Below are 14,446 nucleotides of genomic sequence, written 5' to 3' on the forward strand. Positions count from 1 at the left end.
ACGAGCCCATGCGGCGCACCCGAAGCATCCACTCATCCCGATTGCGCTCCAACGCGATCCCCTGCGAGATCGTGAACCAATGGGATGGACGCCCCCACCCTAAACGGCATCGAAAGTGCCACAGTGGAGACGTTAGTTTTCCACTCGAACCAGCAGGAGCGTCCACCATGAAGATTACAACCATTGGCATCGACCTGGCCAAGAATGTGTTTCAGGTCCACGGCGTTGATGAGCATGGCAGGACCGTGTTCAACAAACCACTCAAGCGCGAGCAGATGGCAAGTTTCTTTGTCAATCTGCCCGCCTGCCTGATTGGCATGGAGGCCTGCGGCAGTGCCCACCACTGGGCCTGCAAGCTCCAGAGCATGGGCCACACCGTGCGCCTGATGGCGCCACAGTTCGTCAAGCCCTATGTCAAGACCAACAAGAACGATGCGGCAGATGCCCAGGCCATCTGCGAAGCGGTCACGCGCCCGAGCATGCGCTTTGTGCCGGTCAAGACCGTCGAGCAGCAAGGCGTGCTGGCCCTGCACCGGGCGCGCCAAGGCTTTGTCAAGGCCCGCACCGCCCAGGCCAACCAGATCCGGGGCCTGCTCGCTGAGTTCGGATTCGTCATTGCCCAGGGAAGACACCACATCACCGAGCGGGTGCCGCAACTCATAGAGGATGCTTGCAACGAGCTGCCCGGGGCGTTTCGGCGCTTGATACAGCGCCTGCTCGAACACCTCCAGGAGCTCGATCGCCAGGTGCAGGAGCTAGAGGTACAAATTGTGGCCTGGCATCGGCAAAGCGACTTGAGCCGCAAGCTCGAGCAGATACCCGGCATTGGCCCCATTACGGCCTGTGCGCTGGTGGCCTCACTGGGCGATGCCAAGAGCTTCAAAGATGGCCGGCAGGTGGCAGCCTGGCTGGGCCTGGTGCCGCGCCAGCACTCCAGCGGGGGCAAACAAAACCTGCTGGGCATCAGCAAACGGGGCGATACGTACCTGCGAACCTTGCTGATTCACGGTGCGCGCTCGGTGATCTACCACGCCCAGAACAAAGACCAGGACAGTCCGCAGTGCTGCTGGGTCAATGGTGTGGTCCAGCGGCGCAACAAGAATGTGGCGGCGGTGGCGCTGGCCAATAAGAATGCCCGCATCGTGTGGGCCTTGCTGGCGCACGAACGCAGCTATGAGCCAGGCTACGTGCGAGAGCTGGCCTGAGCCACAAAAACCGAGGCCAGAACGAAGATCAGGAGAAAACCACCGATTGCTCAAGCAATCATGAAGTGATGGCAAGACAGGTCAGACCGTGGTGGATGCAATCCGATTAGAGCGTGGCACTTCGAGTGCGCTAAACCGATAGGACATTCACCAGCGACTCCCATCAGGGACCGTGGCTCGTGCCACAGAAAGTCCGGATATACGGGTGCAATCTTTACCGTCTTGACTTCAGTGAGTGAGGGCTTGGCTTATTCGGGGCGTCCATATAAGGCTCTAAGGTCGAGATACAGCTGGTCAAGGTGGGGCTGGCGCCGCACTTCGCGGGCGATCAGCAACATGGCGCCGCTGGGCGCCGTCACCTGTCCCCGGGGCTCCCCCGATTTGTGGCAGCTCCTGCTTCAAATCTGAACACTTTGCGGGCACCCTGGTACGTAAGTGCGCACTGCGGGGTGGACCGGCGTGGCGGCCAGGTTGGCATGGATGTTGCCCCAGGCAGGTGGCAAGTCCATGAACCCCACTGAAAGGCCCTCTCCGTGCGCAACGTCTTCCTCCTCGCCTCCCTGTGGGCTGCCGCCGCAGCCCATGCCTCCACCGACCTGGCCTCAGCGGCCGAGATCGCCAAGGCCAACGGCTGCTACAGCTGCCACGCCGCCGCCGAGAAGATCGTCGGCCCGGCATTCAACTCGGTGGCCGAGAAGTATGCCGGCGACAAGGATGCCGTGGCTTCGCTGGCGCAGTCCATACAACTGGGCTCCAAGGGCAAGTGGGGGCGGGCAGCCATGCCTGCGCATTCCAGCCTCAGCGCGCAGGACCTGAAACTGCTGGCCGGCTGGGTGCTCAGCAGCAAGCCGTGAGCCGCGCCATGGCTGCCGCGCATCCGCGCACTCTGCTCGGGGCGGCCCGGGCCATGCTCCAGCCAGCCGTTGACGAGCGAGACCAGCACCTGCAGGCCCAGGCCGCTTGCCTGCTGGGCGACTACCAGAGTGCCCGCAGGCTGTGGGAAGCGCTGGCGCAGAACGGCGACGGCGAGGCGCTGGAGCGGCTGCTTCAGCTCGCGCAGCGCGGGCCGCGCGAGGCCGCAGCCCTTAGCGGTCCCAGATATCCGCGCTGATGGCCGCGTACCAATCCGCGCCGTGGGCTGCCTCGGCGGCGCGGTGCCCGGCCGGGGCGTCCAGCGGGCTCACGCCCACGCTGTGCGGCAGGTCCACCAGGCGCCCCTGCTGCGCGCGGTACACCCCCGACACGGAGATGCCGTAGCCCGGCGCCAGCAGGCTGTAGCAAGTGTTGGCGTACCAGGCCGTGGGGGGCGCCTTGTCGCTCAATTCGGCGGCAATGGCCGCCGCCACTACCTTGCCCTGGTTGTTGGCCGCAAAGCCGGATTTGGGAATGGGCCCGGCCAGGGCCGCGTCGCCCAGCACATGGATGCCGGCCACGCGTTGCGATGCCAGGTCTTCGCCGCGCACGGGGGCCCAGCCGCTGGCGTCGGTCACGCCCGCGCGCTCGGCGATCAGCCCCGCCTTCTGCGGCGGGATGACGTTGAGCACGTCGGCCCTGTGGCGCGTGCCGAAGGCCGTCTCCACCTCCAGCGTCCGCGCATCCACGCGCACCACCTGGCCGTCCTGCGCCAGGCTGACCCATTCGAGCATGTCGCCGTACAAGGCCTTCCAGCCCTGCAGGAACAGCGCTTTCTTCGAGAAGTTGTTCTTCGCGTCCAGCAGCAACAGCTTGCTGCGCGGCTTGTGCTGGCGCAGGTAGTGCGCCACCAGGCTGGCACGCTCATACGGCCCGGGTGGGCAGCGGAACGGGTTGTCGGGAATCACCATCACGAACCGGCCACCGTCGGGCATGGCCTGCAACTGGCGGCGCAGCAGCAGGGTCTGCGCGCCGGCCTTCCAGGCATGGGGTGCAAGCTCGGCGGCCGCCCGGTCGTAGCCTTCGAGCGCGTCCCAGCGCATGTCCACGCCGGGCGAGAGCACCAGGCGGTCCCAGCGCAGTTCCTGGCCGGTGTGCAGGCGCAGGCTGCGCCGCTGGCCATCCACGTCCTCGGCCCGCGCGTGCACGACCTGTACGCCCGTGGCGCGCAGGCCGTCGTAGCCGTGGCCGATGCTGTCCCAGCTGCGCAGTCCCGCCAGGTAATGGTTGGAGAACGGGCAGGTGAAGAAGCGATCGGCGGGCTCGACCAGCGTGACCTGGACCTGCGGCGCCCAGGTGCGCAGGTAGCGCGCCACCGTGGCGCCGCCAAAGCCGCCGCCCACCACCACCACGCGCGCACCTGCGCCTTGCGCACGCACGACGGCGGGTGCGGCCAGGCTTGCGGCGCCAAGCAGCAGTTGACGGCGGTGCAACGCCGCCATCACGGCGTCTCCGTGGGCAGGGCGGCAAACCACCGTGCCAGGGCCTGCATCTGGGCCGTGTCATAGCCTTGCATCAGGAGCGGCATGACGGTGGCGCCGGCCACCCGCCCGGCCTTGAACGCCTGCATGCGCTCCAGCAAGAGGGCGCTGCTGCGGCCGCGCAGGGCCGGAATGCTGCCCGAGGCTTCGGCTGGCGGCCGCCCGCCGGGGCCGTGGCAAGTGACACAGTTGCCGGCGAGCAGGGCCACGTCCTGGACGGGCAGCGAAGGCAAGGGCTGCGCCGCGCAAGGCAACAGCAGCAGAAGGGCTGCCCATGGGGCGCACTTTTTGATAGCTGTCAGCGCTTGTCGCATAAGCGTTATGTCCGATTGATCTATAAACCAGCAGCGCGCTACGCGCCACCCACAACCTACGAAACCGGCGCGCCCCAAACGAAGGCGCGTAGCGCCACAGGGGGGTATCCCATCAGTCTAACCAGCCCCGGCGCATGCCCTCGGCCAGCAGTTCCTGCACCTGGGGGCCGATGCCCTGGATGTCGTACAGCGCCTCCAGCTCGCAGACGATGTCCGCCACGGTGTGGCGTCCGTCGCAGCGGCGCAGTATCTCGGCGGCGCTGTCGTTGAGCTGCACCGTGTCCTCGGAGGAGCGCAGCACCCAGCGCGTCTGGGCGGTCTGGTACTGCAGGCGCAGGTGGCGCGAAAGATGGGGCAGCATGGTGGGGGCGCCGGAGTGGTGGTGCTCTGGTGCGCTGGCAGCGTCAAAGTGCATGGCAGGTTTTTTTTGATGGTATTCGGCAGGGACCACGGGACGCGCAAAAACAGTATGGGCATAGCTCAGCAAAAAAAATGCCAAGCCCCCACGCCCATGCCATGCCGTCGGCTGGCACGGCGCCGGCCTGCCCGTCCCCACACCGCGGCAGCGTGCCACGGCGCGCTCAAGTGCTCCAAAGCGGAGCAATGCTTGTCACAGTGCGGCGGGGCATGGTGCGTACCGTGTGGCGCGCAGCATGGCCTGGTTCTTGCTGCAGGCTGGTACCACCAGAGACCAAGGAGACATCCATGCATTCCGTCGTTCAGACATGGGCCCGCAAGGGCGCACCATCGGCCCTCGCTCTTGCGCTGGTCGCCAGCCTGGGCGCCGCCTGGGCGCATGGGGACGTGACCCCGCAGCCCGTGGATACGCGCACCCTGCCGCCCGTGGGGCAGAAATGGCTGGAGGACAACCCCTACAGCAAGGGCCCCGCGCAGGCCGAGGCGGTGCGCATCGGCGCATCCGGCTACAACCAGAACTGCGCCCGCTGCCACGGGCTGGAGGCCATATCCGGCGGCATTGCCCCCGACCTGCGCAAGCTCGACGAGGAGTGCACCAGCCTGGCGGACGCGCTGAAGAAGAACGCCTGCTTCAAGGAGGTCAACGACTACTTCATGGGCACCGCGCGCCGGGGCCGCACGCGCGACGGCCGGGTGTACATGCCGCCGTTCGAGGGCATGTTGTCCCAGGAGGCCCTGTGGGCCATCAAGACTTATCTCGAATCGCGGCGCGAACCATGAACGGCGCATCCCACAAACCGCCATCGACGGGCCGCCGCCAGCTGGTGCTGGGGCTGCTGCCGCTGCTCGCCGGTATGGGCGCGGCCCATGCACAGGAAGAACCGAGCGGCCTGGAGCGCATCCGCGCCAACGGCGCGCTCAAGGTGGCGCTGTACAACGACTTCCCGCCGTTTTCCGCGAAGTCGGCGCAGGGCATTCAGGGGCTGGACGTGTCGCTGGCGCAGGCCCTGGCGCGTGCCATGGGGTTGCAGCTGTCCCTGCTGCCCTTCGATGGCGACGAGAACATGAACGACGACCTGCGCAACATGGTCTGGAAGGGCCACTACCTGGGCTACGGTCCGGCCGACGTGATGCTACACGTGCCCGTGGACAAGTATTTCATGCAGCAGAACAGGCAGGCGCTGATCTTTGCTCCGTACATGCGCGAGCAGGTCGTGCTGGTGCGCGACAAGCGGCGCCTGCCGGAGGTGGCGGGGGTTGCCGACCTCCGGGGCGTGCCCCTGGCCACCGAGCGCGGCACCGGCGCAGCCAGCGCCCTGATCGGGCACGACAACCGCTTGCTGAGCGCACAGGTGCACCTGTACGAAAACGGCGTCAAGGCCGTGCAGGCGGTGTTGCAGGGCGAGGCGGCCGCCGCCTATGTCACGCGCGCGCAGGCGGAGTCCGCAATCTTCCAGGCGCAGCCGAGGTCCGAGCAGATGGCGATCGGCGAGCTCCCGCTGGCGGGCGTGCCGTCCCAGGGCTGGCTGGTGGGCATGGCCATCAAGGCCAGGAACGAGGAGCTGGGCCAGGCCCTGCAACAGGCCCTGCAGTCACTGCGCGGCAGCGGCGAACTGCTGGCGATTTTCAAGCAGCATGGCCTGACATTGACCGCGCCCTGACTGCGGCGCCAATGCAAAACCCTGGAATGCCTGCGCGGCCTTCCAGGGTTTTTCAACGCCATTCGTAGCGCATGCCGACGGTGAAGCTGCGGCCCATGCCGGGCGCGACGAAGCGCGAAGAGCCCATGTCGTCGCCGGGCCGGACCGCCACGCCGCCGGGGAAGGCGTCCTCGCTGCCAGTGGCGTAGGTGACGTAGCGCTTGTCGAGCAGGTTGTTGGCGCGCGCGTAGACCTTCCAGCCCGGATAGACCTGCCAGCTGGCACGGGCGTTGAACAGGCCGTAGCCGGCCACGGTGCCCAGCTTGGGGCGCGAGCCGCTCTCGTTGCCGGCCACCACCTGGGAGCCCATGGCGAGCCAGTCGCCACCCACGACCACGGTGGGCGTGGCGCGCCAGTCGGCCGATAGCTTGAACACATGGCGCGGCAGGGCGGCCATGCGCGTGCCGGGGTGGAACTCGTTGGGCCTGGCGGCCGTGCTCAGGGGGCCGAAGAGCACGCCGCTGCTCTGATAGGTGGCGTCCAGGTAGCTGTAGCTGGCGCGCATGTCCCAGGTGCCGCGCTGCACATGGACGCTGAGCTCCAGGCCCTGGCGGCGGGTCTTGCCGATGTTGTTGAAGAACCCCGCCTGCGAGATGCCCGCGCGCATGAAGGCGATGTCATCGTTGTTCACCGAGCGGAACAGGGCGCTGGTCAATAGCACGCCGTCGGCCGGGCGCAGCCGCGCGCCCAGCTCCAGCGTGCGGGTGACCACCTGCTGGAGGTAGGGGTCAGCCTGCAGGCCGGTCGGCAGTGTGCAGGGCTGGGCCGGGTCGGCGCAGCCGAGCTCCAGCGCGGTCGGCATGCGCGTGCCCTGCGACAGGCTGGCAAAGCCGGTGGCCGCCGGGGTGAAGGCGTGCGTGATACCGATGGCCGGGTTGAGCTTGCTGTAGGTGAAGCTCTCGCGCTCGTAGGGTGCTGGGTGCCCCAGGTCGTTGCGCACGCGGCTGTGGTTCCAGCGCGCCGACAGGCTCAGCTGCGTGTGTTCGGTCAGGCTGATGGTGTCGGCAGCGAAAAGCCCCAGGCGCGTGCTGCGTCCGCGCAGGGACACCTCGTGCTCCAGGTCCGATCCGGGGATAGTCTGGGTGACGCGGTTGGCGTCGAAGAGGGCTTCCTGCTGGTAATGGTCGTAGTCGGCCGTGCTGCCCGCCAGGTCGGCGCCCAGGGCCAGTTGGTGCGCGCCGGCCTGGCGCGTCCATTGCAGCGTCGTGCCGGCCTCGGAATACCGCGCCTGGCTCACGTTGAACACCGCGTTGTTGCGGATATAGCCCGGTGCCGCCGGGTTGGTGCAATGGGCGGTACCGGGTTTTTCGCAGCTCTCTATCCATTCGGCCCAGTTTCCGCTCACATCGCCGTTGCTGCCGTTGCGACGCGCAGAGCGGTGCCAGGCCACCAGCGAAAGCTGGTCGTTTGGGGTGATGGAGTGCGTCAGCTGGAAATTCAGCAAATCGCCACGGTTGCGGGTCTGATCGTGGAAGGTGTAGCCCGCGTTGGGCTGCATGTCGTACAGGCTCTGGTTGAGCAGGCCGTTGCCGGTCAAGTGGCTGCGGCCATGGGTGTAGCTCAGCGCCCAGGAGGTGTCGCCCAGATTGCGCCCGAGCTTGAGGAACAGGTTGCCCAGGTGGCCCGGCGAGCGCTCGCGCCAGCCGTTCTCGTCGAACCAGGTGCCGGCGACATAAGCGTGCCAGCCCTCACCCCACCGTGCGCCATGGCCGAATTCGACACGCTTGCGCGCATGGCTGCCAAAGGACACATCGACCTCCGTGCCCGGGTGCGTCAAGCCCGACTTGGTGCCCAGCACCAGCGCCCCGCCCAGGGTGTTGAGGCCGAACAAAGGGTTGGTGCCGGGAATCAGGGCCACATCGGCCAAAGCCATCTCGGGCACCAGATCCCAGTCCATGACATCGCCCAGCGGCTGGTTGATGCGCACGCCGTCCAGGTACACCGACAGGCCCTGGGGCGAGCCCAGCAGGGGCGACAGGCGGTGGCCGCGGTAGCTCAGGTCGATCTGGTAGGGGTTGCCCTGGATGTCGGCGCTGACGACGCCGGGCATGCTGCGGTTGAGGAAGTCGGCCAGGTTCGTGGCCCCGGCGCGCTCGATCTGGGCGTCGCTGCGCATTTGCGCATTGCCGGGGTATTGCTCCACCGATACGTCCAGGCCGGGCAACGGCGCCTGGTGCACCACTTCCACCTGCGGCAGGCGGTGGACCTTGTCGATGTCGACGGCCTGCGCGGCCGCCGCTGCGGGCAGGGTCGAGAGCAGGGCCAGCCAGAGACGGTCGGGCCTCGATGGGGTCTTGTTCATGGAGGTGCTGTCGTTGCGTGGCACGGAGGGTGAGTCCGCTGGTGGCAAAAAATATGGGCGGGCGCGCCCGGCCCCATGGCCGGGAACGTGCCGCCAGCGGCATCAAAGACCCGTCACTTCATGATCTTGAAGGTCCAGACCGAGCCGCCCTGCTCCAGGAAGTTGACCTTCTTGGCCACCTCACCGCCCCACAGCGGCACCGCACCGCCCCAGCCGGAGACCACGCTCAGGTACTGCTCGCCGTCCTGCGTCCAGGTGATGGGCGGGGCCACCACGCCCGAGCCGGTCTGGAACTGCCACACCACCTTGCCGCTCTTGGCATCGGCAGCCTTGAGGTAGCCCTCGGGCGTGCCCCAGAACACCAGATCGCCGGCCACCAGCACGCCGCCCCACAGCGGCGCCTCGTTCTTCACCTCCCAGGCCACCTTGCCGGTCTTGGGGTCGATGGCGCGCAGCGCGCCAATGTGGTCGTCGAACAGCGGCTTGATCGTGAAGCCCGCGCCCAGGTAGGCCGCGCCCTTCTTGTAGGTGATGGGCTCGTTCCAGATTTCCATGCCCCATTCGTTGGTGGGCACGTAGAACAGGCCGGTCTTGGGGCTGTAGGCCATGGGCATCTGGTTCTTGCCGCCCAGGAAGCCGGGGGCGGCAAAGACCGACTTGCCCTTCTTGCCATCGGCATCCTGGGCCGTGGGGTCGCCGGGGCGGTTTTCGGCCACGAAATTGGGGCGGCCCGTCTTCAGGTCGATGTCCGTGGCCCAGGTGATCTTCTTCACGAAGGGGAAAGCGTTGAGCAGCTTGCCGTTGGCCGCGTCCATCACGTAAAAGAAGCCATTGCGGTCGGCCTTGGCACCCACGCGCTTGCCATCCATGTCGAAGGTGATGAACTCGTTCACGCCGTCGAAGTCCCAGCCGTCGTTGGGCGTGGACTGGTAGTGCCAGACGATCTTGCCGGTCTTCACGTCCAGCGCCAGGGTGGAGGCGGAGTACAGGTTGTCGCCCTTGCGCACATGGCTGTTCCAGGGGCCGGGGTTGCTGGTGCCGATGTAGGCCAGGCCCGTCTTGGGGTCGTAGCTGCCGCCCAGCCAGGTGGAGGCGCCGCCGGTCTTCCAGGTCTCGCCCGGCCAGGTGGCATTGAGCGTGCCGGTGATGCCGTTTTCCTTGCCGTCCTTGTAGCCCATATGGCCTTCGACGGTGGGGCGGGTCCACAGCAGCTTGCCGGTCTTGGCGTCGCGCGCATCGACGCGGCCGACCACGCCGAACTCGCCACCGGAGTTGCCGGTGATCACCATGCCGTCGACCACCAGCGGCGCGGCGGTGTAGCTGTAGCCTGCCTGGTAGTCATCGATCTTCTCGCGCCACACCACCTTGCCCGTGTCCTGGTTCAGCGCCACCAGCTGCGCATCGAGCGTGCCGAAGATCACCAGGTTGTCGTACAGCGCGGCGCCGCGGTTGACCACGTCGCAGCAGGGCATGATGCCCTCGGGCAGGCGGTGCTCGTACTTCCAGAGCTTCTTGCCAGTTTTGGAATCGAGCGCAAAGATGCGCGAGTACGAGGCGGTGACGAACATCTTGCCGTTGTGCACCAGCGGCTGGCTTTCCTGGCCGCGCTGCTTCTCGCCGCCGAAGGACATGGCCCAGACGGGCGTCAGCCGGTTGACGTTGCCTTCATTGATGCCGGTGAGGGCGGAAAAGCGCTGTCCCTGCGTCCCCAGGCCCCAGGACAACACGTCGTCCGGCGTGTTCGCGTCGTCATGGATCATCTTGTCGGTCACGACCGCGCCGGCCTGGCCGGCCGCGAGCATCACCAGCAAACTCAATAGCGTGCGTTTCATCGTTTGTCTCCTGTGTTGTGGGAAAAGCCATGTCAGTGCGCCACGCCCAGGCTTGGACGTGAACCCTTGGCGATGAAAGATGCGCAATATCCATGCCACAGAGGCAGGCGCCGCGCCGCGCGGCCTGCGCAGGGCAGCCCCGGGGCAGGCTGCGGGCAGGCGTTGTTTCGTGGAGCAAGTCCCTGTGAACAGGTTGCTCCAAAAGGCAACATGCGCTCGGCGCATTCACTGTGGTGGCCGCGTCAGCGCCCTCCGTTCATAGGCGGGGTACCACTGCACCAGGCTGCGCTGCAGTTCGGCCGGCTGCGCCGCCCAGCTGGCGAATCGGCTGGGTATGGGTGTGTGCAGCAGTTCACTCAAGTCCACCCCTTGCGGGGCGCTGCCCTCCAGCAGGGCCGTGAGCCATTGCAGCCAGTCGCGCGTCTGGGCGATGCCCTGCAAGCCCCTGTCCACGGGGCCATGGCTGGGCACCAGCAGCTTGAACTGGCCCTGCTGGCGCCATTGCTCCAGGGTCGCCAGGCTTTGCAGCCATTGGGCGAAATGGGCGTGCGGGGTGGTGGGTACGCGCTCGGCAAACACCAGGCCGCCGGCAAACAGCACACCGCTGGTAGCGTCCAGCAGCACCAGGTCGTCCTGCGTGTGGCCTTGCAGGCGGCGCAGCTCCAGGCGGTGCGTGCCCAGGGTGAAAGCCTTGGGCTCCAGCGCCTCGCGCGCGGGCGTCGGCTCGGTGCCCTTCATCCAGTCGCCGCACAGGCGGTACAGGTTGTCGGCGTAGCCCCCGCCCTCGGCACGCATGCCCGCGATGCTGCCCGCCAGGGCCTGTGTGGCAACGCCGCCCCAGGCCTGATTGCCGAAGAAATAGTCGGGGTGCAGGTTGAGGTTGAGCACCATGCGCACGGGCTGCGGCGTGACGGCCGCAATGGCCCGGCGCTGCTGCTCCCCGTACAGGCGCGAGGGCCCGGTGTTGACGACGACGACCCCATCGCCGGTGGCGATGAACGCGGTGTTGATGATGTTGCAGCCGTTGGCGGGCAGGAAGTCGGCCACCGCGCCCTCGATCACCCAGGTGTCGGCGGCGATCTGGCGCGGCTGCAGGCGGTAGTCCAGCCGGGTCTGGTCGGGTGCCTGGCGGGTGCCTTGCGCCACGGCCGCCGTGCAGCAGGCCAGCGCAATGGCGAGGATGCTCCACGCTTTCATGCCCGCACCCCGGCATCGATGCGGTTGCCGTTGTTGTCCTGGCCGACGAGGCGGAACTCGCGCGGGCCTTGCGCGGGCATCTCCAGCGTGATGAGCGGGTTTTCCGACACCGGCTCGTGCAGCGCCAACCGCCACCAGGGCTGGTCGCCGGCATCGCGCAGCTCCAGCTGCTCGATGTAGAACGCCGGTATGCCCGCCACGAGGCCGGTATCCATGGGGTGCATGACCTGCAGGCGCAGGCGCCGGCTGGCGTCGGCGAGGTTGGTGAAAAAGCGGGCCTGCACCTGGTTGAGCGTCTGGCTCCAGGAGCCGTCGGCGCGTGTCACGCCCGGCACGGTGCAACCACCGCCCGCCGCCTGCACCATGACCCCGCCCGCATGCCATTGCCCATCGTGCGTCTGCACCAGGCAGCGGATCGGCGAGGCCTGCTCCAGCCGGATGCGAAACGCCAGCAGCGGCAGCGCGCGCAGCGGCTCGAAGGTCAGTACTTCACGGATGGGGTTGCGGTCGGCAATGACGATCATTCGGGCAATGCCACCGCCCTGTGCCTGCAGCGCACGGGCGTCGATCTGCAGCGGGACGTTGAGCGCGTCGTCGGCAAAGGCGGGGGCGCGCACGAGGACCTTGTCGGTGAACCGCGCCTGCGCATTGCCCAGGTATGTCTTGCGCAAATCCGGCCATTGCATGGACCCCAAGGGGTCGCCCCCCGTGGGGTCTTCAGTGGCCTGGGAAGGCAGGGCCACCATGCCCCACAACCCTGTCAGCAGTACGTTGCGGCGGTTCGCCATGGTGAATGCCCTTCAATTTTCATAGCTGCTTGCGCTGGATGCGCAAGGGCTGAAGCCGTTTCTTGCTTAATTCCTGCAGCTGCTCTGGGCCGCATCCATGCCCAGGGTGTCCAGCGCCTCGCCGGCACGCAGCCATTCGCCCAGCGGCGCCATGGCGGCCACGGCGTCGCCATGGGACAGGAGGACGGGTTGGCGCAATTGCCCGTCCCAGGGGCGGAATGTCAGGCGCTGGCCCTTGAAGCCATCGAGCGCCACCGCGCCGCTGCGCAGTCTTTGCAACTGCTGCGCCACGCTGGACTGGGGCGCGTCGACCAATGCGGCAACCACGGCCTTGCCCGCCATCCAGGCGGCCCAGTCCTGGCCCTGCATGGGGCGCTGCGCGAGCTTGGCGAAGCGCCGGTTGAGCTGCGCCCCGCCATAGCGCTGCCACTGCGGGTGCCAGGCCTGCGCCACCAGGCCGGCCGCGCCGACCACCGGGCGTGGCCATTGCGTGGCATAGGGCACGCCACGGGCAAATTCGCCATCGCTGTCGAGCACGGCGACCACGTCGTAACCGGGCTCGCTGCTGAGCTTGCGCACATTGGCCAGGTCGCGTTCATTCGCTTCGCCGCTGAGCTTGAAGGCCCTGGTCTGCACGGCCTCCAGGCCATGGCGCGGCAGCGCGCGCGCCCAGGCCGCTGCCAGCGGTGCATCGGCCGGCTGCGTGCCCCGCAGCACCAGCAGCTTGCGCCATTGGCGCGCGGCCAGGAACTGGGCCAGGGCGTCGGCCTCCATCTGCTGGCTGGGGGCGGTGTGCAGCAAGTACGGGGCACAGCCCTCACCACGCAGGCTGTCTTCGGGCAGTCCTGTATTGAAGACCACCATGTCGCCAAGGACGTCAGGGCCGCTGCGCACCAGCGCGCGCAGCGGCGCTTCGGGCAGGTCGGCCACGATATGCACGACCTGGGCTGCCTTGAGCTCCTGCAGTGCCCGGGGCAGGTCGGCGGCACTGGGCAGCACCAGGTCGCGCACGCTCAGTTCCAGGCCCGCGTCCTGCAGTTCCAGCGCCGTGTCTTCCACCGCCAGTTCCACGCCCTGCAGGGCGCGGCCCTGGGGCTGGTTGGGGTAGGCCAGCTCCAGGCGGCGCTTGGCATAGCGCGCGTCGTCGGCCACGGAGATCACGGCCAGCGTCACCTTGCGCGCCGTGGCAGCCTGCAGCGGCAGGCCATACGCGAGCATGCTGCCTACTGCTAGCAACTGCAGCGTTTTTCGCATGGCTTTCATGGCTCGACCAGCACGCTCGACGGCGTACGCCCCGTGGGCACGGTGCGCAGCGGCTTGGCCGCGGCCGTGTCGATCAGCGTCAGCTCGTCCGACAGGCCGTTGGCCACGTACAGCGTCTTGCCATCCGGGTGCATGGCCAGGCCCCAGGCGCGCCGACCCACGGGCACCTGGTGCGTGACGGTCTTGTCGGCCGCATTCACGCGCGCCACGCGGTTGGCGCGGCCCAGGCCCACCCAGACACTGGCGCCGTCGGGGCTGATGGCCATGCCCACGGGGGTGATGTCGGTCGTGGGCACGCCCGGCACGTTGAAGGCGATCTTGTGCTTGACCTGCTGGCTGGTGGTGTCGATCACGGCCACCGAGGCCTCCAGCTCATTGGTCACCCAGAGTTCATTGGCGGCAGCCAGCAGCGCCAGGCGGCGCGGGCGCTTGCCGGTCTTGATGGTCTTCACGACCTTGTGCTGCGCCAGGTCGATGAGGTGCACCGCGTCGGCGGCCTCGGAGGTGACGTAGGCAAATTGGCCATCGGCCGTGACCAGCACGCCCTCGGGCTCCTTGCCGGTTTGCACCTGGAACAGGGGCTTCTTGCCGGCGATGTCGTAGGCGGCGAGCACGTTGTCGTCCTCGATCGACACGTAAGCGGTCTTGCCATCGGGGCTGAGGTCGAAGATCTCCGGGCTCTCGCCCACGGGCACGGTGGCGACGAGCCTGCCCGCCGTCACATCGACGATGCCCAGCTGGTCGCTGTCGCCGCAGCTGACGATGATCTGGGCATGCCCGGGCAGGAACATCATGTGGCGCGGGCGCTGGCAGACCGCTATCTCGCCCAGGCGGTCGCCCCGGGTGTTGAACACCTGCAGCCGGTGGTCTTTCTCGTTGGACACATAGACCCTGTCGGGCACGCCCGTGGCCTGTGCTGCAGGGATGGATGCCAGGCAGACCAGTGCCGCCAGGGCCCAGGAAAGCGGGCGTTTGCGGTGCAGTGGATGGTGTGGCTTGGGGGCTGTGCCTGCCATGGGAATGTCTCCGGTGTTG

At 67.6% G+C, this 14,446-nt stretch carries 14 protein-coding genes; 5 read left to right on the forward strand and 9 right to left on the reverse strand.

The annotated features are described in order from the left end of the window. Positions 1 to 167 precede the first annotated feature (167 nt). From AC1RDS_RS19265 to AC1RDS_RS19275, 3 genes are all read left to right on the forward strand, one after another. Positions 168 to 1,205 carry an IS110 family RNA-guided transposase gene (locus tag AC1RDS_RS19265; RefSeq protein ID WP_348682678.1) on the forward strand — a complete coding sequence of 346 codons (1,038 nt, stop codon included), beginning with the start codon at positions 168 to 170 and terminating at the stop codon, positions 1,203 to 1,205. Between the two features lie 533 nt (positions 1,206 to 1,738). Continuing rightward, positions 1,739 to 2,059, forward strand: a complete 321-nt coding sequence (locus tag AC1RDS_RS19270; RefSeq protein ID WP_287879390.1) for a c-type cytochrome — start codon at positions 1,739 to 1,741, stop codon at positions 2,057 to 2,059. A gap of 8 nt (positions 2,060 to 2,067) precedes the next feature. After that, positions 2,068 to 2,316 carry a hypothetical protein gene (locus AC1RDS_RS19275; RefSeq protein ID WP_492227235.1) on the forward strand — a complete coding sequence of 83 codons (249 nt, stop codon included), beginning with the start codon at positions 2,068 to 2,070 and terminating at the stop codon, positions 2,314 to 2,316. Here AC1RDS_RS19275 and AC1RDS_RS19280 read toward each other — a convergent pair. From AC1RDS_RS19280 to pqqD, 3 genes are all read right to left on the reverse strand, one after another. Then, positions 2,291 to 3,559, reverse strand: coding sequence for an NAD(P)/FAD-dependent oxidoreductase (locus tag AC1RDS_RS19280; protein WP_287879395.1), 1,269 nt, complete (start codon positions 3,557 to 3,559; stop codon positions 2,291 to 2,293). The genes AC1RDS_RS19275 and AC1RDS_RS19280 overlap by 26 nt on opposite strands. Then, complete coding sequence (locus AC1RDS_RS19285) at positions 3,559 to 3,831, reverse strand: c-type cytochrome (protein WP_092700330.1); 273 nt, start codon at positions 3,829 to 3,831, stop codon at positions 3,559 to 3,561. The genes AC1RDS_RS19280 and AC1RDS_RS19285 overlap by 1 nt, the downstream gene beginning before the upstream one ends. A gap of 193 nt (positions 3,832 to 4,024) precedes the next feature. Continuing rightward, the gene (pqqD, locus tag AC1RDS_RS19290; RefSeq protein ID WP_244273728.1) at positions 4,025 to 4,327 is read right to left on the reverse strand and encodes a pyrroloquinoline quinone biosynthesis peptide chaperone PqqD; all 303 of its coding nucleotides are present in this window, start codon (positions 4,325 to 4,327) and stop codon (positions 4,025 to 4,027) included. 290 nt (positions 4,328 to 4,617) lie between these two features. Between pqqD and pedF the strand changes: the two genes are divergently transcribed. Both pedF and AC1RDS_RS19300 read left to right on the forward strand, forming a co-directional pair. Further along, positions 4,618 to 5,109, forward strand: coding sequence for a cytochrome c-550 PedF (gene pedF, locus AC1RDS_RS19295; protein ID WP_092700333.1), 492 nt, complete (start codon positions 4,618 to 4,620; stop codon positions 5,107 to 5,109). Further along, positions 5,106 to 5,990 (forward strand): substrate-binding periplasmic protein, encoded by an 885-nt coding sequence (locus AC1RDS_RS19300; RefSeq protein ID WP_348682679.1) that lies wholly within the window; start codon positions 5,106 to 5,108, stop codon positions 5,988 to 5,990. The genes pedF and AC1RDS_RS19300 overlap by 4 nt, the downstream gene beginning before the upstream one ends. 52 nt (positions 5,991 to 6,042) lie before the next feature. Here the strand turns inward: AC1RDS_RS19300 and AC1RDS_RS19305 are convergent, their stop codons facing one another. From AC1RDS_RS19305 to AC1RDS_RS19330, 6 genes are all read right to left on the reverse strand, one after another. Beyond that, the gene (locus AC1RDS_RS19305) at positions 6,043 to 8,355 is read right to left on the reverse strand and encodes a TonB-dependent receptor (RefSeq protein WP_092700339.1); all 2,313 of its coding nucleotides are present in this window, start codon (positions 8,353 to 8,355) and stop codon (positions 6,043 to 6,045) included. A gap of 89 nt (positions 8,356 to 8,444) precedes the next feature. Further along, positions 8,445 to 10,163 (reverse strand): PQQ-dependent methanol/ethanol family dehydrogenase, encoded by a 1,719-nt coding sequence (locus tag AC1RDS_RS19310; protein ID WP_092700342.1) that lies wholly within the window; start codon positions 10,161 to 10,163, stop codon positions 8,445 to 8,447. A 225-nt stretch (positions 10,164 to 10,388) separates the two neighbouring features. Then, positions 10,389 to 11,360 carry a quinoprotein relay system zinc metallohydrolase 1 gene (locus tag AC1RDS_RS19315; RefSeq protein WP_092700345.1) on the reverse strand — a complete coding sequence of 324 codons (972 nt, stop codon included), beginning with the start codon at positions 11,358 to 11,360 and terminating at the stop codon, positions 10,389 to 10,391. Further along, positions 11,357 to 12,148 carry a quinoprotein dehydrogenase-associated SoxYZ-like carrier gene (locus tag AC1RDS_RS19320; RefSeq protein WP_092700348.1) on the reverse strand — a complete coding sequence of 264 codons (792 nt, stop codon included), beginning with the start codon at positions 12,146 to 12,148 and terminating at the stop codon, positions 11,357 to 11,359. Before AC1RDS_RS19320 ends, AC1RDS_RS19315 begins: the two co-directional genes overlap by 4 nt. Before the next feature lie 66 nt (positions 12,149 to 12,214). Then, complete coding sequence (locus AC1RDS_RS19325) at positions 12,215 to 13,402, reverse strand: type 1 periplasmic-binding domain-containing protein (protein WP_492227236.1); 1,188 nt, start codon at positions 13,400 to 13,402, stop codon at positions 12,215 to 12,217. A gap of 5 nt (positions 13,403 to 13,407) precedes the next feature. Beyond that, on the reverse strand, positions 13,408 to 14,427 hold the full coding sequence (locus AC1RDS_RS19330) for a YVTN family beta-propeller repeat protein (protein ID WP_348682681.1): 1,020 nt from the start codon (positions 14,425 to 14,427) through the stop codon (positions 13,408 to 13,410). Between the last annotated feature and the right edge of the window lie 19 nt (positions 14,428 to 14,446).

This window comes from Acidovorax sp. GW823-FHT02H02, from assembly GCF_058797075.1.